Below are 20,890 nucleotides of genomic sequence, written 5' to 3' on the forward strand. Positions count from 1 at the left end.
GACCACTTCACCCGCCTGGACCCGATCAAAGCCAAGAACAACGCCATCAAGAAGCTCAACAGCCTCGGCTTCAGTGTCACCATCACCCCGGCCACCGCAGCCTGACGAACCCTACTTTCGTATTAGGTTGGGATTAAGCGGGGGAATCAGCTGCCGGGCGTGAAGGTCCAAGTCCCGGCGTGCACCCTGAAGTCCCGCGTAGGGTGCGCTGCCGGGGCGTTCCCGGCGGCAGCAGCCCCGCCTTCCGCAGCGGAAAGAACGACGGCGGCATCCGGCGTCGGTCCCTTGATTCCGTAGGTGCCGGCCTGCAGCCGGACGACGGCAGTAACTCCGGCCGGGACCGTGCAATCCAGGCGCACCAGCCCGCTGTCCCGGCTCCAGCTGACTGCCACGTCGCCGTTGCCTGCCGGAACGGTGCCGCGGGCATGCTCCAGCCGGCACCGCGGCGGTTCGATCAGGAGTTCACGGCCGCCGGCCGAGGCGTAGCGGACGCCGAGCAGGTGCTCGAGAATCTCCTTGGCCACCGAGGCAGACCAAGCATGCGACTGGCTGTAGTCCGTGCCTTCCGCCAGGTCCCAGGCCTCCCACGTGAAGGTGGCGCCGCGCTCCAGGAGCTGCGCCCATCCGGGCTGGTCCTTGGTGGTGAGCAGGTTCAGGACGGCGTCGGTGAGGCCTTGGGACAGCAGCGCCCGGACCAGCCGGTGCACCGTCAGGGGTCCCTGCCGCATGCCCATGCCGGCAATGCGCAGGGCATCGGTCCTGGCGTGGTCCGTGCCGGTGATCCCGAGCGAGAGCGGGAAGGAGGTGGCGTGCTGGGAGGCGTGGGAGCTGGGTGTGCCGTCGGCGTGGATGCCGTCCACCATCACACCGTCCACGCGGAGGCGGCTACGGATGGCCCCTGCCAGGGTGCGGGCCTGCCGGGCGTACTCGACAGCGGCATCCTCCTGCCCGGCCAGGGCGCAGAGCCGGGAGGTTGAGATGAGGGCGGAGTAGGCCTGGGCGTTGACGGTGGTCTTGGCGGCGCAGTCCATGTCGTAGCCGAAACGGCCCGGGGCCGGCCAGTCCACGATGCCGTGGAGGTAGGGGCCGGAGCCGCCGCCCAGTTGGGTGACCAGTCCCGCCGTCGGGCCCTCTGCCGGGATGTATCGCAAGGCGTAGTCCGCCGTGTCACAGAGATGCGGCAGCAGCTCCCTGACCAGTGCCAGGTCTCCCGTGCGGTGGTGGTACTCCTCGGCCCACTCCGGGATCATCAGCGAGAAGTCGGGGATGTCCCGTTTTCCGTCACCGTTGGGGTAGACGGCGTTGTAGCGGCCTTTGTCTGCTCCGTCGGTCCAGTAGCGGGCGGCCGACCAGCCGAACTCCCGGAGCGCCTGGGCGGTGTAGGCGTGTTCGCCGAAGAGGGACATGGTGGCGTAGGAGATGTTGACGGCGTCGGCCAGGAACTGGCCCTTCTCCCGGGTGGGCGTGTCCACGAACTGCTCCTGCACTCCGTAGAGCGCCGAATCCCGCAGGAGCCGGAACACGTCATTCAGTGTGGCATCGGAACTGGTGAACGTCCCCTCGCCGGGGTGCCGGCCGTGGACCACCACAGTACCCACCCTGGACAGGTCCGCGGCATCCACGCCGGGCAGCTCAAGGTACCGGAACCCCAGGTGCACCGTGGCCCGGTACTGCTGCGGCCCAGCGGCCTGGGTGTAGGGGAAGGACATGTCAGTGTTCTGGCTGGCGGTCTTGCCGGTGTCCACCCTGCCGTTGGCGCAAAGGACGTAACCCGCCCGGATCATGACGGTCCGGCCGGGGATGCCGCTGAGGAAGTCCACCTCGGGGCGGCCGGGAATGACCTGGCCGAAGTCCGCCACCAGCGTTCCGTCGTCGGCTGTCAGGAACGCCTGCGGCGCTACGAACTCTTCCGCCAGCACAGTCCGCCGCGGGTGAAGGGCCGGGAAATCGGGGCAAGGGTGGCTGCCGTAGCTCAAGGCGGGAGGCATCTGTTCGACGGCGGGCAGGGCGGCCGCGGCCAGGCCGTCCAGGTGCTCCACGGGGTCGCCCTCGTCATTGCGGTAGCCCGACTGGCGGTAGGGCGCCTCGGACGCCAGCCAATCCGGGCCGGACGCAAAGACCTCGCGCCGGCCGTCAGCATAGTCAGCACTGAGGCGGACCAGGAGGCCCGGGAGGCCGGCGGCGCGGCCCTGCCCGGGTCCGTACCAGTGCAGCAGCGCTGTCAGCGGCACCTCTACGTCCTGCGGCCCCGCCGCGGTGCCCGGCGCGCCGTCCGCAAGCCCGGTGAGCAGTCCGGTGACGTCCGCGGCGTCGTAATACCCTTCCCCGGGGTAGCCAAAGGACGTGGTGCTCAGGCATTTGATGCCGCCCAGGGAGAGCTCTGCGTGATGGTTTGCCGCCATAAAGAGACGGGCCCTGGCCACCGTGCCGGTGAGCCTGATGGTGCTGCTGAACAGCGTCCATTCGTCCGGCTGGCGGTGTGCTGTGGTGCCGGCCCAGTGGGCGAGGTTCGCACGGGCCAGGTCGGTGCCGGCGCCGAACTGATGGTCGAGCAGCAGCTCGCCGGGTTGCCCGCTGGAGGTGTCCGTGACGTGAAGCGACAGGTATTCGGCCTGGCTGCGGGGCCCCTGGTGAAGGGCCAGCCGGCCCTGCCCGCCGGGCGCTGCCGGCTCCTGCCAGGCCAGGAGCTCGATGCCGTCGACGGCCACGGTGATGGCGTCGCCGTCGTCCGTAACGTCCAGGTCCCGCCATTCCTTGGTGGACGGGCCCGCCTGGGCAGTGGCGAGGACCTCGGTGGCGGGGGCCGAAGGTACGGGAATCTCCCACTCGGCGGCCCGGCGAAGCACCAGGCCGCCGACGGCATCGAGTTCCAGCAGCAGCCCTGTCCCGGGGCCGGAGCTCCGGATGATGACACCGGCCCTGCCCATCATGGGCCGGATGCGCGCCTGCAGGCGGAAAGCGCGAAGCGGAGGGCAGGGGATGGGCAGGAATGGCGTGCCGGCTACGCGCAGCGCCCCGTCAAGGACCTCCAAAGGAGCGCGGCCGCCCGGAGCGCGGTGCAGCCAGTCCGCTCCCCAGCCGGCGTCCGAGAGGCCGGTGCTGAACTGCTGCGGTTTCGACCAGGCTCCCGGCAGGCCCGCCGCGTCCCACACCCGGACCCGCCACACGTAGTCCGCATCGTCGTCGAGCGCGGGTCCCTCATAGGCAGCAGAGACGGGGCACTCTGAAGCAATGTGGCCCGAATTCCACACCGGAGACCCTGCGGAGTCCTGCACCACGATTTCGTAGCCGGTCTGCCGGGCACGGGACGGATCCGATTCCTCGGGCTGCACAAGCTGCCAGCTGAACGAGGGGCGTGCCCCCGCCGTAAGGCAGGGGGAGAGCCCGTCCGTCAGCAGGTGGTTGGCCTGCAACTGCCCTCGTGCAGTCACGGAAGTCGCCGGCTGTGCAGTTGGGGTGCGGGGCATTCAGGAAACCGGCAGCGTGAAGACGTGCGGGGCGGTACCGGCCCAGGGGAGCCCGAGTTCGCTGAAGGTGGCGTGCTGCGCGGCGGCACGTGCCAGGGCATCCTCGATGCCGGTGAGCACAGCGTGCGCCGCATCTCCCTCGCCCTCCCACCGGAGGTACGCCTCGTCGATGGGCGCCGGCAGCGGAGCGGTCCGGATGGCTTCCAGGACGAGCATAAAAGCGCCGCTGTCCAGGAGCGGGCTGATGAGCGGAGCTCCGCTGTTGCGGTTGGCCAGCAGGTTTTCGGTCAGGTCGTCCCGGCCGAAGACTTCCTCGGAGCGGCCCCCGGCGGTTTCCACAGTGAGCCGGTCCTCCGTGTAGTGGAAGACGGCGGTGCCCTTCGATCCTTGCAGGGTCACGTAGGGTTCCACGGATTCGGTGGCGCACAGCGTCAGGGCGCAGGTGATGGGCAGCCCTGAGCTGGTGCGGATCCGGATCACCGAGGTGTCATCGGACTCGATGTCGTTTGCACGGTAAAGCTCGGTTTCAAGCGAAGCGATGTCCGCAGTAGTGCGTGCTCCCGCAATGCGAAGGGCTGTTGCGACCGCGTGCGCAAGAGGGTTGGTGGTCACGCCGTCCACCACGTCCACACCGTCGATGGTACGTTTGCCGGCCCAGCGTGACCGCTTGTAGTAAGCCCGGTCCCGAACCCAGCGGCCGGTTGCCGAGATACCCTCCAGCCTGCCGATGGTTCCGTCGGCGAGCAGCTTCCCGATCGCCTGCAGTGCGTGGGAACCCAGGCTCTGGAAACCGATCTGGACGCTGCGTCCATTGGTTTCGGCAGCGTCGCAAAGCGTGGTGAAGTCAGCGAGTGACGCGACCGGCGGCTTCTCCAGGTAGAGGTCGGCGGCGGTGGCCAGTGCTGCGAGGCCCAGCGGGGCATGGGTCTGGATGGGGGTGGCGACAATAATGAGGTCAAGCCCGCCGGTCTCCAAAAGCAATTCCGCCAGCCCCGGAAAAACGTGCGTTGTTGCGGGAACCGAACCCGGCGCAGGGGGATTGGGGTCTGCAACGGCAACAAGGTCGACGACGCCGGCCGCCTGGAGGCGCTCAAGGTTCCGCAGGTGGTGGGTGCCGAAGCCGTGGACACCTACCAGCGCCACCTTGGAAGCGGGGCCGCTGGACTGCTCCGACCCAGGCTCGCCGGCTGGCTGCGCGCTGGCTGCTGCGGAGGTAGTGAGGTCCCGGGGCTGGGTCCCGGCGACGGTGCCGGCTGGCGTTCCCATGGTGCTCCATTCCGCCCGGACAGGGCATGTGTTCCTGCAAGCGCCTTTGGGGCAAGCGCTTTCCGCTTTCCAGTGTGCGCCACGGGCAGGGCCTCAGTCCAGTTATGTAACGATTCAAAAATTAGCTTGACCTGCCCCGCGCCGGGGGTCTAGATTTTCGAGAAACCGATTACTTCCGTGATGCGGGCCACTCCGTTCCCGTTTCTGCAACGATGGAGAACCGAAGGGAGGCGTGCCATGTCAACGTCGTCGTGGAGCGCCCGCGCATACTCGTTCTTTGACACCCTCCTGTGGGTCGCTTGCCTCAATATGCTCTGGCTCGCCTTCACCGTCCTGGGACTCGGTGTCCTGGGCGTGGGCCCGGCCACGGCAGCAGCGCAGATCCTTATCCGCAAGAGGGCCAGGGGCGACACCGCACGCCTGCTGCCCGGTTTCGCCCGCGAGTACTGCCGCAATTTTGTCCGCGGCAACGCGCTGGCCCTCCCCGTCATGGGGGTCGCGGTTGCCCTCGCGATGAACTGGAACTACTTTTCCGGCTCGGGCGGCTTCCTGTCCCAACTGGCTGCCGCTGCAACCTTTGTCGGAGCCATCTTTGTTGCGGGCGCGGTGTGCTACCTGTTCCCCATGTTTGCCCGGTACGAGCTTCCCTTGGGCCAGTACTTCCTGATGTCGTCACGGTTCGCCCTCCGGCACCTCGCGGGGACAGTCATCCTGCTGTTCGTCTCCGCAGCCGCGGTGTACGCCAGCGGTGCAGTCCCTGGCCTGATCCCGTTCTTCAGCATCGGAGCCTGGCTGTACCTGACCGGGTGGCTGTGCGACCGCTTCTTTACCGCCAACGATGACTCTATGGCCGCCGTCATGGAGCAACAGCAGGCCGCGGCCACCGGCCTAACCCATAACCATGCGCTGATAGCGCGCTGAACGCCCGCCCTTAACCAAAAACTGACCTCATGCTGCCCGGGCTCAACGCTGCCCGGTGACAGCAAAAACCGACCCCGAAGAAGTGGAATAGGAACAACATGATCCGCAGAAGAATGTCCCTGGCCGCCGCCGTCGTCACTGCCACGGCGCTCACCCTGACGGCCTGCGGCGGAGGTGAAACCCAGTCCGCAGACATTTCCACCGTAAACGTTATGGCTCCCTTCCTCGAGGCGCAGCCGCCTTCCGCAGACGGCGCCGTCCAGAAGAAGCTCGAGGAGCTGACGGGCAAGGACGTCAACATCACATGGGCTCCCAACGCCTCCTACGAGGACAAGACCAACATCACGCTGGCCTCCTCCGAGATCCCGCACGTGATGGTCATCCAGGGCAAGACGCCCGGCTTCGTCAAGAACGCCGAAGCCGGTGCCTTCTGGGACCTGACGGACAAACTGGGTGAGTACCCCAACCTGAAGACCACCTTCCCGGACATCCAGCAGAACGCGAGCATCAACGGCAAGGTGTACGGCGTCTACCGCGGCCGCGCCCCCATGCGTGCTGCCGTCATGTTCCGCCAGGACTGGCTGGACAAGCTGGGGCTTGAGGCTCCCAAGACCACCGAGGACCTGTATGAGGTAGCGAAGGCATTCACCGAAAAGGATCCGGACGGCAACGGCCAGAACGACACCTGGGGCATCACCATCCCCAAGTGGGGCGCCCTGGGAACCAACAGCCCGTACGACTTCATCGAGACCTGGTACGGCGCAGGCAACCGCTGGACCGAAAAGGACGGGAAACTGATCCCGAGCTTCGAAACCGAGGAATTCCTGGAAGCCAACCGGTTCGTCAAGAAGATGGTGGACGAGAAGCTCATCAACCCGGACTTTGCCACGTTCGACCCCACCAAGTGGAACGAGCCGTTCCTGAACGGCAAGGGCGGCATCATTGTCGACGTCGACTCCCGGGTGAGCGTCCTCATCAACCTGTTCAAGCAGGCAGACCCGAGCAACTTCGAAAACAAGGTGGGCTTCGTCGGCAACCTTGAAGGCCCGGACGGCGAGCTCAACGCCCACCCCACCGACGGCTACTCCGGCTTCCTGGCAATCCCCAAGTCCAGCGTCCGGACCGAGGCTGAATTGAAGACCGTGCTGGAGTTCCTGAACACCATGAACGGCAAGGACGTGGCCGTGCTGCTCAACAACGGCATCGAAGGCGTGAACTTCAAACTGGAGGATGGCAAGGCTGCCACCATCAAGCCCGAAACCGAGGAAGCCAAAGCCGTCAACACGGACATCAAGAGCTACGCACAGCTGGGCATGAACGTTGCCGGAAACACCTTCCACCCGGTCAAGCAGGCCAGCGACTACGAACAGCAGGTTTTCGACAAGCGGACCGAAGTGATGGCCGAAGACCTCAAGAGCGCCGTCTACAACCCCGCCGCCCCGTACGTGTCCGCCACCTACGTTTCCAAGGGTGCGCAGCTGGACAACATCGTTGCCGATGCCCGGATCAAGTACCTCGCCGGCCAGATCGACGAGCAGGGCCTGAAGGACGCCATCAAGCTGTGGAACACCAGCGGCGGCGACAAGGTCAAGGAAGAGATCAACAAACTCTGGCAGGACAACAAGTAAATGACAGCCCCTGTCATTGCCACCAAAGCCGGGGAGCGGGCGCAGCCTCCTGCGTCCGCCCCCCGGAAGCGGGGCAGGTTCTCCGTCCACTTCGCGCACTACAAGTGGCTGTACCTGCTGCTGCTGCCCGGCGTGGTGTACTTCGCCATCTTCCGTTACGGCCCCATGTACGGGGTCAGCATCGCCTTCAAGGATTACGTTCCGTTCCTGGGCGTGAACGACAGCCCGTGGGTGGCGTTCCAGCATTTCCAGGACTTCTTCTCCAACCCGGACTTCCCGCGGCTGCTGGGCAACACGCTGATCCTGGCGTTCCTTAACCTTGGGATCGCGTTCCCGTTGACCATCGTCCTGGCGCTGCTGCTCAACGAGGTCCGGCTCTCGATCCTCAAGCGCACCGTGCAGACCCTCGTGTACATCCCGCACTTCCTGTCCTGGACCATTGTTGCCTCGTTGAGCTTCCTGCTTTTTGCCCTGGACTTCGGCCCGCTGTTCCTGTTCCTGAACTCGGTGATGGGCACGAACATCGACTTCCTGTCGGACCCAAACTGGTTCCGGCCGCTGATTGTGCTGCAGGAGATCTGGAAGAACACCGGCTGGGGAACCATCATCTTCCTCGCCGCGCTCGCCACCGTTGACCAGGACCAGTACGAGGCCGCCATCATCGACGGCGCCGGCCGGTTCCGCCGCGTCTGGCACATCACGCTGCCCGGCATCCGGTCCACCATCATCGTGATGCTGATCCTGGCCATCGGGCAGATGCTGAACACCGGCTTCGAGCAGATCTACCTGATGACCAACGCCCTGAACCGCTCAGCGGCCGACGTTTTCGATACCTACGTGTACTTCGTGGGCATTACCCAGGGCGCCTACAGCTACTCCACCGCCGTCGGGCTCTTCAAATCCCTGGTGGGCCTCGTGCTGATCTTCGGCACCAACGCCCTGGCCAAACGCTTCAACCAGAGCGGACTGTTCTAGCCATGAAAATCCACAACACCACCGGCGGGCGGATCTTCGACGCCGCGAACTACGTGTTCCTGTCCCTGGTCGGCATCATCACCCTGCTGCCGTTCGTCTACGTGATCGCAGGATCCTTCGCCACGGAAGCGGAAATCACCCGGCGGGCGTTCTTCGTCTGGCCGGAGCAGTTCACCCTGGGCTCCTACGAGTACATCTTCTCCACCCCCGCGTTCATCAGGGCTCTGGTCACCACTGTCCTGGTCACCGCCGTCGGCACCCTGGTCCAGCTCGCGTTCACCGTGACCATGGCCTACCCGCTGGCCAAAAAGACCCTCCGCGGACGCAAGGTCATCCTGTCCCTGGTGGTCTTCGCCATGGTGTTCTCCGGCGGCATGATCCCCACCTTCCTGCTGGTCAAGGACCTGGGCCTGCTGAACTCCTACTGGGCCCTGATCCTGCCCGCGGCGATCAACCCGTTCAGCCTGATCATCATCAAGAACTTCTTCCAGGAACTCCCGCAGGAGCTGGAGGAATCGGCCAAGATGGACGGCGCCACCGAGATCGGGATCCTCTGGCGGATCCTGCTGCCGCTGTCCAAGCCCGTCCTTGCCACATTCGCGCTGTTCTACGCCGTGGGCATCTGGAACGACTTCATGTCACCCCTGCTCTACCTCTCGGATAACTCCAAATGGACCCTGCAGATGTACCTGCGCCAGGTCACGGCAGCGTCCGACCTCCTGGGCACCGGCAACGTGGATCCCGCCTACATCCCGCCGGAGCAGGGCATCAAGTTCGCCGTCATCGTGGTGGCAACCCTGCCCATCCTGATCTTCTACCCGTTCCTGCAAAAACACTTCGCCAAAGGCATGCTCATCGGTTCCGTCAAGGGCTGACCCGCGCCCGCTTACAGAAAGCACACCATGAAAGTCCTGCTTGCCGGAGATTCCACGGTCGCCAACTGCCCCACGCACGAGTACCCCATGAGCGGCTGGGGAGCCAGACTGCCCCCGCATAGTTACACCTGGGCTGCCGTGCACAATTTCGCCAAAGGCGGCGCCAGCACTGAGTCCTTCCGCGAGGAGGGGCTCTGGGGCCAGCTTCTGGCGGAGGCAGACCATGGCGACCTGGTACTGATCCAGTTCGGCCATAACGACCAGAAGAAGCCGCACCTGGCGGCACGTACGGGCTATGCCGCCAACCTGCGCAGTATGGTGGCCGAGGTCCGTGCCCTGGGAGCGCTGCCCGTGCTGTGCACGTCGGTGGAGCGGCGGCACTTCCTGGCCGGCCCGTCGTCGGACGCTTCCTTAGAGGAGAGCCTGGAGGACTATCCGGAGGTGGTGCGGGAGATCGGCCTGGAGCTGGGGCTGCCGGTCATCGACCTGAACTCGTGGACCCGCGCGCTGTACATGCGGCTGGGGCGGGAGGAGTCGGCATCCCTCTTCTGCCACTTCGCACCGGGTGAACATGCACACTGGCCCGACGGACTGACGGACAACACCCACTTCTCCCAGCAGGGTGCAGCCGTGGTGGCTGAGCACGTTGCGGGGCAGCTTCAGGAGTTGGGGCTGGCCCCGTTGGGTTTGGCACCTACGACGGCGGGGCGCGGCTAGGTGGGAGCGGCCAGCCTGGGAACGAAGGTGCTCTACAGCAACCCGCTCAACGGTCCTGGGGACGTGGCGGACTGGGTAGGCGAAGGGCCCTTGAGCCTGGGCAACCACCGAGGGGCCCTGGAGCTGTCCGGCTCGCTGGACGACGAGGAGTTCGGCGACCACGCGCACTGGACGTTCTGGTGCCCCGAGGAGTTCCCCGACGGCATCCGGGTCAGCTGGGAATTCCTCCCCCTTGAGGAACCGGGGCTGGCCATGGTGTTTTTCGCTGCGAACGGGCATGGCGGGCGGGATCTGTTCTCCCCTGAACTCACGCCGCGTACGGGCTACTACCCGCAATACCACTCGGGGGACCTGGACGCCCTGCATGTTTCGTATTTCCGGCACAAGTACCAGTCGGAGCGGGCCTTCCGGACCTGCAACCTCCGCAAAAGCGCCGGCTTCGAGCTGGTGGCCCAGGGCGCGGACCCATTGCCGCCCACAGAGGACGCCGTGGATTTCTACCGGATGGAAGTGGTGAAGGACGGCCGTAAGGTGGCCTTCTCCATCAACGGGCTGCCGCTCCTTGACTGGCAGGATCCATCGGACAGGGTGCTGGGCGGAGGCTACTTCGGGTTCCGGCAGATGGCACCGCTCCGCGCGGCCTACCGGAACCTCGCCGTGGAAAAGATCTAGCGCCCCGTTTCGTTACTTCTGCCAGCCCAGCCAGTCGATGGCTTCCTGGGCAATAGCTGCGGGTACCGGATGCGGGCCCTAACCTAGGCGATGGCTTCCAGCGACAGCTCCTCCACGGCCGACTGAAGGGCATCCAGGTCGAACCACGCGACAGGCAGCACCTCATGGATAAAGGCATCAAAATCGAAGGGATGGCAGTGCCCGCCGTGGTTCCAGTAGAGGATCCAGAGATCGATCAGGCCAAGGTCCTTGCGCTGCAGCAGGTGTCTGGCTCTGTGCCGCAGGTCATCCATAACCAATCCTTGCTTCTGCTACCCCCGCCCCACAAGAGCAGTAAGTGTGTTTGGCGCAGACGATTTCCGGCGTGGTGTCACACGGGCAGTGAGGCGGAGGATTCCAAGGCTTTGGCGATGACCCGCTGCAGCTGCAGGGCGCTGTTTTCGGTGGATCCGCCCGCATCAATCACAGTAAATGCGGGATACCAGGGCAGCTCCGCGTAGGCCTGCCGGAACCTCTGGAGATCCTCCAGGCTTTCCTGGTCCTCGCCCCGAAGGGCAATGCGTTCATACGCCTGCTCAGCCGGGATGTCGAAGTAGACCACAGCCTGGGCCTTCGGCAGCATTCCCAGCAGGGCTTCCAGCATCCGGCGGCGGCGGATGCCCCGGGTTTTCCGCAGAGCCAGCTGGCAGTACAGATGCCGGTCCATGATGACCAGGCCGTCAAAGCGCCGTGCGCGCAGGTGGTTGAGCACGACGTTGAGAACCCTCACAGTGGTTTCGAGGATATCCGCGACCTGCACGGGAAGGGGTAGCGCGAAGCGCCGGGCCAGGCCGGCGATGGTTTTCCTCCCCGAATAATTGCCGAGCACCAGCACTGGCGTGCCGGGCAGAAGCTCCGCCACCTCGCGCGCGGCGGTGGATTTACCGGCACCATCAACTCCCAGCACAACAATGAGGGCTGATGGTCGTCTCGCGTGAAGTGTCATGTCTCTTTCATACTGGGGCGCACTGTGCCTGCGGTTCGGGAAGCCTGTGGGGAGGCTGTGAAAGCAGGGGACAGCGCCGCCAGGTCAAAGTTGGAGCAGAATAGGAGAGTCTGCACTGGGAGGGAGGCTGGGCATGGAGCCTGTAATGGTTGATGGTGGCAAAGGCACGGTGGAGTTGCGTTCCGACGGTGTCATCCACCTTATCTGGGAGCCGCGGGTCCGTATAGAACAGCATGATGCCCAGGCGGCGATGGCGGCCGTCAACGCGGTAGCAGGGGACAAGACCTACCCGATGCTCGTGGACATGGCTTCTACCGAAAATGTCACCAGGGCGGCCCGTTCGGTGTTTTCCATCCCCTGCGCCGCCAACCGGATCGCGCTGCTCGGTTCCAGTCCGGTGGACCGGATCCTGGCGAACTTCTTCCTGGGCGTCCACATCCCGCCCTGCCCCACGCGTTTCTTTACGTCCAGGACTGAATCCATGGCCTGGCTGCTGCAGGCCGGGTGATCCTTCCGGTGCAGACGCCGGTCAGTCAGCGGACGGCGCCCCCGGTGCTCTGACGGACCACCAGTTCCGGGGTGAAGACGACTGCGCGGTGCCGGGTGTGCTGGGCTTCAACCTCTTCGGCCAGGAGTTCGATGGCCGTCCTGCCCAGGGCCTCGGTTGGCTGCCGGATGGAGGAGAGGGGCACCACGGCGGAGACTGCGAAGTCGATGTCGTCATAGCCGATCAGTGCGATGTCCTCCGGGATCCGGTAGGTGTGCGTCATGGTGAGCGACTGCATCACGCCGAGCGCCAGGAGGTCGTTGGCGCAGAAGATCCCGTCGGGCAGCCCGCCGCGGTCCCGTTCCACCAGCATGTTGCCGACGCTGCGGCCGGCCAGGACAGTCTGGCCTTCCGAAACCAGCACCTCAAGAGTGGCGTCCGGTTCTTCCTTCACTGCCCGCTGGGCTCCCTGGAGGCGGTCAGCCACCTGGCGGATGGAGGTGGAGCCACCCACAAAGGCCAGCCGACGGCGGCCGGTGTCCAGCAGGTGCCTGGCAGCCAGGTAACCGCCGGCGTCGTCGTCAACGGCCACTGAGCTGAACTTCTCCTCGTCAGCCAGCCGGTCCACGAGGACCGTGGGCACGCCGCGCTCGCGGAGGAGGTCCAGCCGCTCGGTCACGTCACCCACGGGCGAAATGAGGAGGCCCTGGACGCGCTGCTCCTGGAACAGGTCGATGTAATTGGCCTCCCGGCCGGCGTCGTGGCCGCTGTCGCCCAGCAGCACGGCGCTGCCCTGGAGCGCCGCCGCATCCTCGGCGGCGCGCACCACCGAGGTGAAGAAGGGGTTTCCCACGTCCAGGACGATGAGCCCTATGGTGCGGCTGTGGCCGGCGCGGAGCTGGCGTGCCGCATCATTGCGGACGAAACCGAGTTCATCAATGGCGCGCAGTACCCGATCCTTGGTCCGCTGCGAGACTCTGTCCGGGTAGTTCAGCACATTCGAAACAGTGCCCACCGCCACGCTGGCGTGGTTGGCTACGTCCTTGATGCTGGCTGAGCGGTTCATGATTCTCCGTGCTGCTGGGCCGAGTGCAGATGCCTCCCGGTCTTGGTGAGGAACAGGTCCCGGAATGCTTGACACCTGCTCACGTTCAAGAGTACTTTGAATCGTAACAATGAAACGATTCAAAGATTTGCGAGTTCAGGAGAGTTCCAAATGAGGGTGTGCTTCCGTTCTTCGGTCCAGCCGGCGCTGATCGACGAATACCGGCGGCGGCACGCTGCCGTGTGGCCGGAGATGCTCCGGGCCCTCAAGGATGCCGGCTGGAACAACTACTCACTTTTCCTCGGCGGGGACGGGCTTCTGATCGGCTACCTGGAGTGCGACGATTTCGACGCAGCCCGGGCGCGGATGGCCCTCGCGGACGTAAACGCCCGCTGGCAGGCGGAAATGGCCAAGCTTTTCGAGGATACGGACCAGGCGCCCGATGAGGGGTTCCAGGTACTTGAGGAAGTCTTCAACCTCGACAGCCAGCTTGCGGCGGCAGAATCCGCTGCAAGCTGACACTGCAGGCCAGGCATCGTGCGCTCCAGCAGCGGGGCCACGCCGGACACTGCAACACCAACCAGACCACAGCAAGACAAGACACCGGAAAGAACCATCATGAATGACGTAGCAACGGCGCTGGGCAGGCTCGAGGAGCTTGCCATCGAGGTCCCCTCGTGGGCTTATGGAAATTCCGGTACGCGGTTCAAGGTGTTCGGCACGCCCGGCACCCCGCGCACCGTGCAGGAAAAGCTTGCGGATGCGGCGAAGGTCCACGAACTGACCGGCCTGGCTCCCACCGTTGCGCTGCACATCCCGTGGGACAAGGTTGATGACTACGCCGCCCTGAAGGAGTACGCCGCCGGGCTGGGTGTTGGCCTGGGCACCATCAACTCCAACACCTTCCAGGATGACGAATACAAGTTCGGCTCCCTGACCTCCTCCAACGAGACGGTGCGCCGCCGCGCGATCGACCACCACCTGGACTGCATCGGGATCATGCATGCCACGGGGTCGAAGGACCTGAAGATCTGGCTGGCCGACGGCACCAACTACCCCGGCCAGGATGATATCCGCGGCCGCCAGGACCGCCTCGCCGAATCCCTGCAGGAGATCTACGCCGCCCTGGGCGACGAGCAGCGCCTGGTCCTGGAGTACAAGTTCTTCGAGCCCGCTTTCTACCACACCGATGTTCCGGACTGGGGCACTTCCTACGCCCAGACCCTGGCCTTGGGTGAGAAGGCGTTTGTTTGCCTGGACACCGGCCACCACGCCCCGGGCACCAACATCGAGTTCATCGTGATGCAGTTGCTGCGCCTGGGCAAGCTTGGCTCCTTCGATTTCAACTCGCGCTTCTACGCCGACGACGACCTGATCGTGGGTGCCGCGGATCCGTTCCAGCTCTTCCGCATCATGTACGAGGTCATCCGCGGCGGCGGCTACGGCAAGGAATCGGGCGTGGCCCTCATGCTGGACCAGTGCCACAACCTGGAAGAGAAGATCCCGGGCCAGATCCGCTCGGTCCTGAACGTCCAGGAAATGACCGCCCGCGCCCTGCTGGTGGACACCGAAGCCCTCGCCGAAGCCCAGCGGACCGGCGACGTGCTGGCAGCGAACGGCATTTTCAACGATGCGTTCTACACCGACGTCCGGCCGGTCCTGGCCGAGTGGCGCGAATCCCGCGGCCTGCCCGCGGACCCGATGGCCGCCTTCAAGGCCAGCGGATACCAGAAGAAGATCAACGAGGACCGCGTTGGCGGCCAGCAAGCCGGATGGGGCGCCTAACAGCCATGAGCACGCAGAACACAGCCAACAAGACTGTTGCAGACCTGATTTCCCGTTCCAACCGCCTGGGTGCGGACAAGCGGAACACCAACTTCGCCGGCGGCAACACCTCCGCAAAGGGCACCGAGAAGGACCCGGTCACGGGCGAGGACGTCCAGCTGCTCTGGGTCAAGGGCTCCGGCGGGGACCTCGGCACGCTGAAGGCCGAAAACCTCGCGGTGCTCCGCCTGGACCGCCTGACTGCGCTGAAGAACGTCTACCCGGGCGTTGAGCGTGAAGACGAGATGGTGGCCGCGTTCGATTACTGCCTGCACGGCAAGGGCGGCGCAGCCCCGTCGATCGACACGGCCATGCACGGCCTGGTGGACGCCGCGCACGTTGACCACCTGCACCCGGACTCCGGCATCGCCATTGCGACGGCGGCGGACGGCGAGGCGCTGACCACCAAGATTTTCGGCAACAAGGTGGTCTGGGTGCCGTGGCGCCGCCCCGGGTTCCAGCTGGGTCTGGACATCGCCGCGATCAAGGAAGCGAACCCGCAGGCCATCGGCACCATCCTGGGCGGGCACGGCATTACTGCCTGGGGTGCCACCAGCGAAGAAGCAGAGCAGAACTCGCTGTGGATCATCGAACAGGCCGAGAAGTACATCAAGGACAACGGCAAGGGTGAACCCTTCGGACCCAAGCTGCCCGGCTACGCAGCCCTGCCCGAAGCAGAGCGCCGCGCCAAGGCCGCAGCCCTGGCACCGGTGATCCGCGGCCTGGCATCCACAGACAAGCCGCAGCTGGGGCACTTCAGCGATGACGCCGTCGTCCTTGACTTCCTCGAAGCCGCCGAGCACCCGCGCCTGGGAGCCCTGGGCACGTCCTGCCCGGACCACTTCCTGCGCACCAAGGTCAAGCCGCTGATCCTGGACCTGCCCGCGGACGCCTCAATCGAGGACTCCATTGCCCGGCTGCACGAACTGCACGCGGACTACCGCGAGGACTACCAGGCCTACTACGACCGCCACGCGGACGAAAACAGCCCGGCACTGCGCGGCGCGGACCCGGCCATTGTGCTGGTTCCCGGCGTGGGCATGTTCTCCTTCGGCGCCAACAAGCAGACCGCCCGGGTTGCCGGCGAGTTCTACATCAACGCCATCAACGTGATGCGCGGCGCCGAGGCGATCTCCACCTACGCCCCGATCGAGGAATCCGAGAAGTTCCGGATCGAGTACTGGGCTCTGGAGGAAGCCAAGCTGGCCCGGATGCCCAAGCCCAAGTCGCACGCCACCCGCATCGCGCTGGTCACCGGCGCCGCCTCCGGCATTGGCAAGGCCATTGCCACCCGCCTGGCCGCGGAAGGCGCCTGCGTTGTCATCGCCGACCTCAACCTGGAGAACGCCGAAAAGGTGGCCGAAGAGCTCGGCGGCCCGGACGTCGCCATCGGCGTCCAGGCAGACGTGACGGACGAAGCGCAGGTCGCAGCCGCGATCGACGCCGCTGTCCTGGCGTTCGGCGGTGTGGACCTGGTGGTCAACAACGCCGGCCTGTCCATCTCCAAGCCGCTGCTGGAAACCACCGAGAAGGACTGGGACCTGCAGCACAACGTGATGGCCAAGGGCTCCTTCCTGGTGGCCAAGGCCGCGGCGAAGGTCATGATTGCCCAGGGCCTGGGCGGGGACATCATCTACATCTCCTCGAAGAACTCCGTGTTCGCCGGACCGAACAACATCGCCTACTCCGCCACCAAGGCAGACCAGGCCCACCAGGTCCGCCTGCTCGCCGCGGAACTCGGTGAGCACGGGATCCGCGTCAACGGCATCAACCCCGACGGCGTGGTCCGCGGCTCCGGCATCTTCGCCGGCGGCTGGGGCGCCAAGCGCGCCGCCGTGTACGGCGTGGACGAGGAGAAACTGGGCGAGTACTACGCCCAGCGCACCCTGCTCAAGCGCGAAGTCCTGCCCGAGCACGTGGCCAACGCCGCCGCCGTCCTCACCAGCAACGAACTGTCCCACACCACCGGCCTGCACATCCCCGTGGACGCCGGAGTGGCCGCAGCCTTCCTGCGATGAGCACCGAACGCACCAACGAAACTGCCCCGGCCCAGGCCGGGGCAGTTTCCGCAGGCCCCGCAAAGGTTTTCGCCGCGGTCGATATTGGCGCCTCGTCCGGCCGGGTCATCCTGGGCCGGGTTAATGCCGGCGGCGAAAACGGCGTGGAGCTGGAAGTTGTCCACCGCTTTCCCAACGGCGTGGTGGAGATCGACGGCGGGCTGCGCTGGGACTTCAACGCCCTCTTCGCCGAGGTGCTCAAGGGACTCTCAGCAGCGGCCACGGTTGCCGCCGTGCAAGGTGAGCGGGTGGCCAGCATCGGCATCGACACCTGGGCCGTGGACTACGGCCTGGTCAACGCCGCCGGGGAATTGACCGCCCAGCCGTTCAGCTACCGCGACGATCGCAGCCGGACCGCTGTGGAGCCGGTGCACCGGAAGCTGGACCCTGCACGGCTGTACGGGACCACGGGTCTGCAGTTCCTGCAGTTCAACACGATCTACCAGCTGGCCAGCGAGCCGGACCTTGATGGCCTCCAGGCGCTCCTGATTCCGGACCTGATCGCGTTCCTCCTGACGGGGCAGCGAAGGACCGAGGCCACCAACGCCTCCACCACGGGCTTGTTCGACGCCGTGGCAGGGGAGTGGGCCACCGAGTTCCTCACGGCCCTGGGTTTGCGGAAGGACCTGTTCCCGCCGCTGGTCCAGCCCGGTGAAACTGTTGGCACCCTCCTGCCGGCCATTGCCGCCCAGGTGGGCCTTCCGCGGGAAACCCAAGTGGTGGCTGTCGGCTCGCACGACACAGCCTCCGCCGTCGCAGCCGTCCCCGCGAAAGCAGACGACGGAGAGGAGGATTTTGCCTATATCTCCTCCGGCACATGGTCCCTCGTGGGGCTTGAGCTGAAGCACCCGGTCCTCACCGAGGCCAGCCGGGAGGCGAACTTCACCAATGAGCGCGGTGTTGACGGCACCATCCGCTACCTCCGCAACATGGGCGGTCTGTGGCTCCTCAGTGAATGCCAGCGCACCTGGGCGGCCGAAGGATTCCAGCCCGAGCTTCCGGCTTTGCTGGAAGCCGCAGCCGCGCTGCCCCCCGGCGGGCCACAGATCAACCCGGACGACCCCTACTTCATTGCCCCGGACAACATGCCGGACCGCATCCGCTCCGCGGTCCGCCGCACCGGAGAGGTACTGTCGGACGATCCTGCCGCGATCACCCGCTGCATCATGGACAGCCTGGCCGCCGGCTACGCCCGCACCATCCGCGACGCCGAGCGGCTCGCGGACCGGTCAGTGGAGGTGGTGCATGTGGTGGGCGGCGGTTCCCAGAACCGGCTGCTCTGCCAGCTCACCGCCGATGCCACCGGCAGGAAAGTTGTTGCTGGGCCGGTGGAAGCCACTGCGCTGGGCAACGTCCTGGTGCAGGCACGTGCTGCGGGTTCCGTCACCGGCAGCCTGGGAGAACTCCGCGCCCTGGTGGTGGCCAGCAGTCCGCTACAGGTTTTTGTACCGGAGCTCTCGCGGCTGTAGGTCCTGCGCAGGCAAAGATCCAGATCCATGCCCACTACCTGACAGGACCGGATAGCCCATGCCACTCTTCGACCTTCCCCTGGCCCAGCTCCGCGGCTACGCGTCCCAGGTGACGCCGCCGGACGACTTCCGCGAATTCTGGGACACCACCATTGCGGAGGCACGGGCGCTTCCGTTGGACGCGTCCTTCGAACCGGTGGAGAACTACCTGTCGGTCATCGACACCTTCGATGTGACGTTCGCCGGTTATGGGGGCGCCGCCATCAAGGGCTGGCTGCACCTTCCCGCCAACCGGGCCGCCGGAACAAGGTTGCCGGTAGTGGTGCAGTATGTGGGCTACTCCGGCGGCCGGGGCCTGGTGAACCAGGACACGAAGTGGGCGCAGGCAGGCTACGCGCACTTCATCATGGACACCCGGGGCCAGGGCTACGGCGGCACCCTGGGGGAGACCGCCGATCCCCACGCCTCCGCCGGAGAAGTGGCCCATGCGGGCCTCATGACCAGGGGCATCGCAAGCCGGGAAGACTACTACTACCGCCGGGTGTACGTGGACGCCTTCCGGGCGGTGGAAGCCGTCCAAAGCCACCCGGAGATCGACCCGGCACAGGTGGTGCTCGCCGGCGTCAGCCAGGGCGGGGGCATCGTGGTAGCCGTTGCCGGGCTGGCGGCGGGCAGGCTCGACGGCGTGGTGGCCGCACTGCCGGACGTTCCGTTCCTGCAGGACTTCCCCCGCGCCATCGACATCACGCCGCGCGGTCCGTACCCGGAGATCGCCCAGTTCCTGGCACGCCACCGGGACCGCTGCGAGCCCGTGCTTGATGTCCTGCGTTATTTCGACGGCGTCAACCTCGCCCGCTGGGCCACGGCACCGGCCTTGTACTCCGCAGCCCAGATGGACGATATCTGCCCGCCGTCCACCGTCTTTGCCAGCTTCAATGCCTACGGCTCCGGCACCCCGGATTCATCCGGCACCGGAGCGGCCAAGGAGATTGAGGTCTACCGGTTTAACAACCACGAAGGCGGCCAGGAACACCACTGGATCCGGCAGCTGCTGTTTCTCCGCAAAATTTTGGGGTAAGTTTCTTCTGCGGGTGTGAGAAAGCGGTTTCTCACCCCGGCGGACAAGGAATCAATGAAGAAACTCAGCAGGCTCAGCGTTCTCGGCTATGGGGCCGGCGATGCGGCCAACAGCATGATCATCAGTACCGGAAACATGTTCCTGCTTGTCTATTACACCGATGTAGCGGGGATCGGCGCAGCGGCGGCAGGGACACTGCTGCTCGTTGCGCGGGTCTTCAACGCCTTCACCGACATAGCGGCCGGCCGCATCGTGGACCGTGTGCCAAGCAAGCGGTGGGGAAAATTCCGCCCTTTCCTGATGTTCGGCTTCATTCCCCTGCTGCTGAGCGTGGCGGTGTTCCACGTTCCGGACGTCGACCCGTCCCTGAAACTGCTGTACGCCTATTGCACCTACGCCTTGGTGTGTGTCGCCTACAGCATGGTCAATGTGCCCTACGGGTGCCTGGTGGGGGCCATGACCCAGGACGCCAAGGAACGCGCCAGGCTCGGTGGTGCCCGAACCATCGGCGGCCTCTCGGTGGGGGCCACCCTCGGCTTTTTCATCGCACCGCTCCTCGGTGCGGGCCAGGACATGCAGCAGATCTTTACCTGGCTGACCATCACCTTTGCCGTCGTTGGCTCACTGCTCTATTGCTTCACGGGCATAGTGTGCGTTGAGCAGGTCCCCGGCAGCGTCCCCAAAATCACCCTTCGCCAGAGCGTGGCAGCCCTCAAGGCAAACTCACCGCTGGTGATCCTTTGCGTGAGTTCCGTCCTTTTCGTTACCGGAACTTCTGCCACCGGCGCCTCCCAGTTCTACTACCTCCGGGACGTCCTGTCCCGGGTGGACCTCTTTCCCGTCATGGCCGCAGCCCAAGTGGTGATCACGCTGACGCTGGCTGTGCTGATGCCCCTTCCCGTGGCCCGATGGGGCAAGCGGGCCGTCTACAGCGTGGGCGGCGGATTCGGGGCGGTGGGCGGAGCGCTGGTCTTCCTGGCCCCCGCGGACATGCCATTGCTCGGCCTGGCGGGCCTCGTGCTGGGGCTCCTTGCTTCGGCGTCCGTCAGCATCGTAACCTGGGCCCTGATCGCCGACACCGTGGAATACGGTGAGTGGAAAACGGGAGTCCGGGTCCAGGGAATCAACTACGCGCTCCTGGCCGCCACCCGGAAGCTCGGCATGGGATTCGGGGCCGCCGTCGTCGCCTTCTCACTCGCTTGGGGCGGCTACGTTTCGGGTACTGCGGAGCAGTCTCATGCTGCCACCCTCGCCATCAGGGCCGCGGCAGGGCTGCTGCCGGGGGCCCTGGTGCTTGCCTCCGTCGGGATCATGTACTGGTACCGCCTGACCGACCAGAAGCACGCGGAGCTGGTGGCAAGCCTGTCGCGGGATGCGACGTAACAGTTTGCGGTCGCGGCGGCCCGCGGTTATGGTTCATGGCA

Annotated in this window: 18 protein-coding genes; 13 read left to right on the forward strand and 5 right to left on the reverse strand. The window is 65.6% G+C overall.

The window, feature by feature from the left end; genetic code table 11:
• Nucleotides 1-146: 146 nt before the first annotated feature.
• Nucleotides 147-3,431: a family 78 glycoside hydrolase catalytic domain gene (locus tag M8J71_RS21955; protein WP_256249970.1), complete on the reverse strand. Its 3,285-nt coding sequence runs from the start codon at nt 3,429-3,431 to the stop codon at nt 147-149.
• Between the two features lie 36 nt (nt 3,432-3,467).
• Nucleotides 3,468-4,733 carry a Gfo/Idh/MocA family protein gene (locus M8J71_RS21960; RefSeq protein ID WP_256249971.1) on the reverse strand — a complete coding sequence of 422 codons (1,266 nt, stop codon included), beginning with the start codon at nt 4,731-4,733 and terminating at the stop codon, nt 3,468-3,470.
• Nucleotides 4,734-4,970: 237 nt separating this feature from the next.
• Between M8J71_RS21960 and M8J71_RS21965 the strand changes: the two genes are divergently transcribed.
• The 6 genes from M8J71_RS21965 (at nt 4,971) to M8J71_RS21990 (ending at nt 10,521) form a co-directional block, all read left to right on the forward strand.
• Nucleotides 4,971-5,654 (forward strand): YesL family protein, encoded by a 684-nt coding sequence (locus tag M8J71_RS21965; RefSeq protein WP_256249972.1) that lies wholly within the window; start codon nt 4,971-4,973, stop codon nt 5,652-5,654.
• A 98-nt stretch (nt 5,655-5,752) separates the two neighbouring features.
• A complete protein-coding gene (locus tag M8J71_RS21970) occupies nt 5,753-7,282 on the forward strand; it encodes an extracellular solute-binding protein (RefSeq protein WP_256249973.1) in 1,530 nt (509 codons plus the stop codon).
• Complete coding sequence (locus tag M8J71_RS21975) at nt 7,283-8,257, forward strand: ABC transporter permease (RefSeq protein WP_256249974.1); 975 nt, start codon at nt 7,283-7,285, stop codon at nt 8,255-8,257.
• 2 nt (nt 8,258-8,259) lie between these two features.
• Nucleotides 8,260-9,132, forward strand: a complete 873-nt coding sequence (locus tag M8J71_RS21980; protein WP_256249975.1) for a carbohydrate ABC transporter permease — start codon at nt 8,260-8,262, stop codon at nt 9,130-9,132.
• A gap of 27 nt (nt 9,133-9,159) precedes the next feature.
• A complete protein-coding gene (locus M8J71_RS21985) occupies nt 9,160-9,849 on the forward strand; it encodes a rhamnogalacturonan acetylesterase (protein ID WP_256249976.1) in 690 nt (229 codons plus the stop codon).
• Nucleotides 9,850-9,876: 27 nt separating this feature from the next.
• Nucleotides 9,877-10,521 carry a DUF1961 family protein gene (locus M8J71_RS21990; RefSeq protein WP_256249977.1) on the forward strand — a complete coding sequence of 215 codons (645 nt, stop codon included), beginning with the start codon at nt 9,877-9,879 and terminating at the stop codon, nt 10,519-10,521.
• 83 nt (nt 10,522-10,604) lie between these two features.
• On the opposite strand, the gene M8J71_RS21995 is transcribed toward M8J71_RS21990, so the two are convergent.
• A complete protein-coding gene (locus tag M8J71_RS21995; protein WP_256249978.1) occupies nt 10,605-10,814 on the reverse strand; it encodes a hypothetical protein in 210 nt (69 codons plus the stop codon).
• A gap of 77 nt (nt 10,815-10,891) precedes the next feature.
• Complete coding sequence (locus tag M8J71_RS22000) at nt 10,892-11,506, reverse strand: AAA family ATPase (protein ID WP_256249979.1); 615 nt, start codon at nt 11,504-11,506, stop codon at nt 10,892-10,894.
• Between the two features lie 133 nt (nt 11,507-11,639).
• Here M8J71_RS22000 and M8J71_RS22005 point away from each other — a divergent pair, with 133 nt between their 5' ends.
• Complete coding sequence (locus M8J71_RS22005) at nt 11,640-12,014, forward strand: DUF7793 family protein (protein WP_256249980.1); 375 nt, start codon at nt 11,640-11,642, stop codon at nt 12,012-12,014.
• A 25-nt stretch (nt 12,015-12,039) separates the two neighbouring features.
• On the opposite strand, the gene M8J71_RS22010 is transcribed toward M8J71_RS22005, so the two are convergent.
• On the reverse strand, nt 12,040-13,059 hold the full coding sequence (locus M8J71_RS22010) for a LacI family DNA-binding transcriptional regulator (RefSeq protein ID WP_256249982.1): 1,020 nt from the start codon (nt 13,057-13,059) through the stop codon (nt 12,040-12,042).
• Nucleotides 13,060-13,209: 150 nt separating this feature from the next.
• Here M8J71_RS22010 and M8J71_RS22015 point away from each other — a divergent pair, with 150 nt between their 5' ends.
• The 6 genes from M8J71_RS22015 (at nt 13,210) to M8J71_RS22040 (ending at nt 20,849) form a co-directional block, all read left to right on the forward strand.
• The gene (locus M8J71_RS22015) at nt 13,210-13,557 is read left to right on the forward strand and encodes an L-rhamnose mutarotase (RefSeq protein WP_256249983.1); all 348 of its coding nucleotides are present in this window, start codon (nt 13,210-13,212) and stop codon (nt 13,555-13,557) included.
• A gap of 99 nt (nt 13,558-13,656) precedes the next feature.
• A complete protein-coding gene (gene rhaI / locus M8J71_RS22020) occupies nt 13,657-14,823 on the forward strand; it encodes an L-rhamnose isomerase (protein WP_256249984.1) in 1,167 nt (388 codons plus the stop codon).
• 5 nt (nt 14,824-14,828) lie between these two features.
• Nucleotides 14,829-16,880: a bifunctional aldolase/short-chain dehydrogenase gene (locus M8J71_RS22025; protein WP_256249985.1), complete on the forward strand. Its 2,052-nt coding sequence runs from the start codon at nt 14,829-14,831 to the stop codon at nt 16,878-16,880.
• Nucleotides 16,877-18,388 (forward strand): rhamnulokinase, encoded by a 1,512-nt coding sequence (locus M8J71_RS22030; protein ID WP_256249987.1) that lies wholly within the window; start codon nt 16,877-16,879, stop codon nt 18,386-18,388. The genes M8J71_RS22025 and M8J71_RS22030 overlap by 4 nt, the downstream gene beginning before the upstream one ends.
• Before the next feature lie 58 nt (nt 18,389-18,446).
• Entirely contained in the window at nt 18,447-19,466 is a 1,020-nt protein-coding gene (locus M8J71_RS22035) for an acetylxylan esterase (protein WP_256249988.1), read from the forward strand.
• A 54-nt stretch (nt 19,467-19,520) separates the two neighbouring features.
• Nucleotides 19,521-20,849 carry a glycoside-pentoside-hexuronide (GPH):cation symporter gene (locus tag M8J71_RS22040; protein WP_256249989.1) on the forward strand — a complete coding sequence of 443 codons (1,329 nt, stop codon included), beginning with the start codon at nt 19,521-19,523 and terminating at the stop codon, nt 20,847-20,849.
• Nucleotides 20,850-20,890 lie beyond the last annotated feature (41 nt).

The organism is Pseudarthrobacter sp. R1 (assembly GCF_024494415.1).
In the GTDB taxonomy this organism is placed as follows: domain Bacteria; phylum Actinomycetota; class Actinomycetes; order Actinomycetales; family Micrococcaceae; genus Arthrobacter.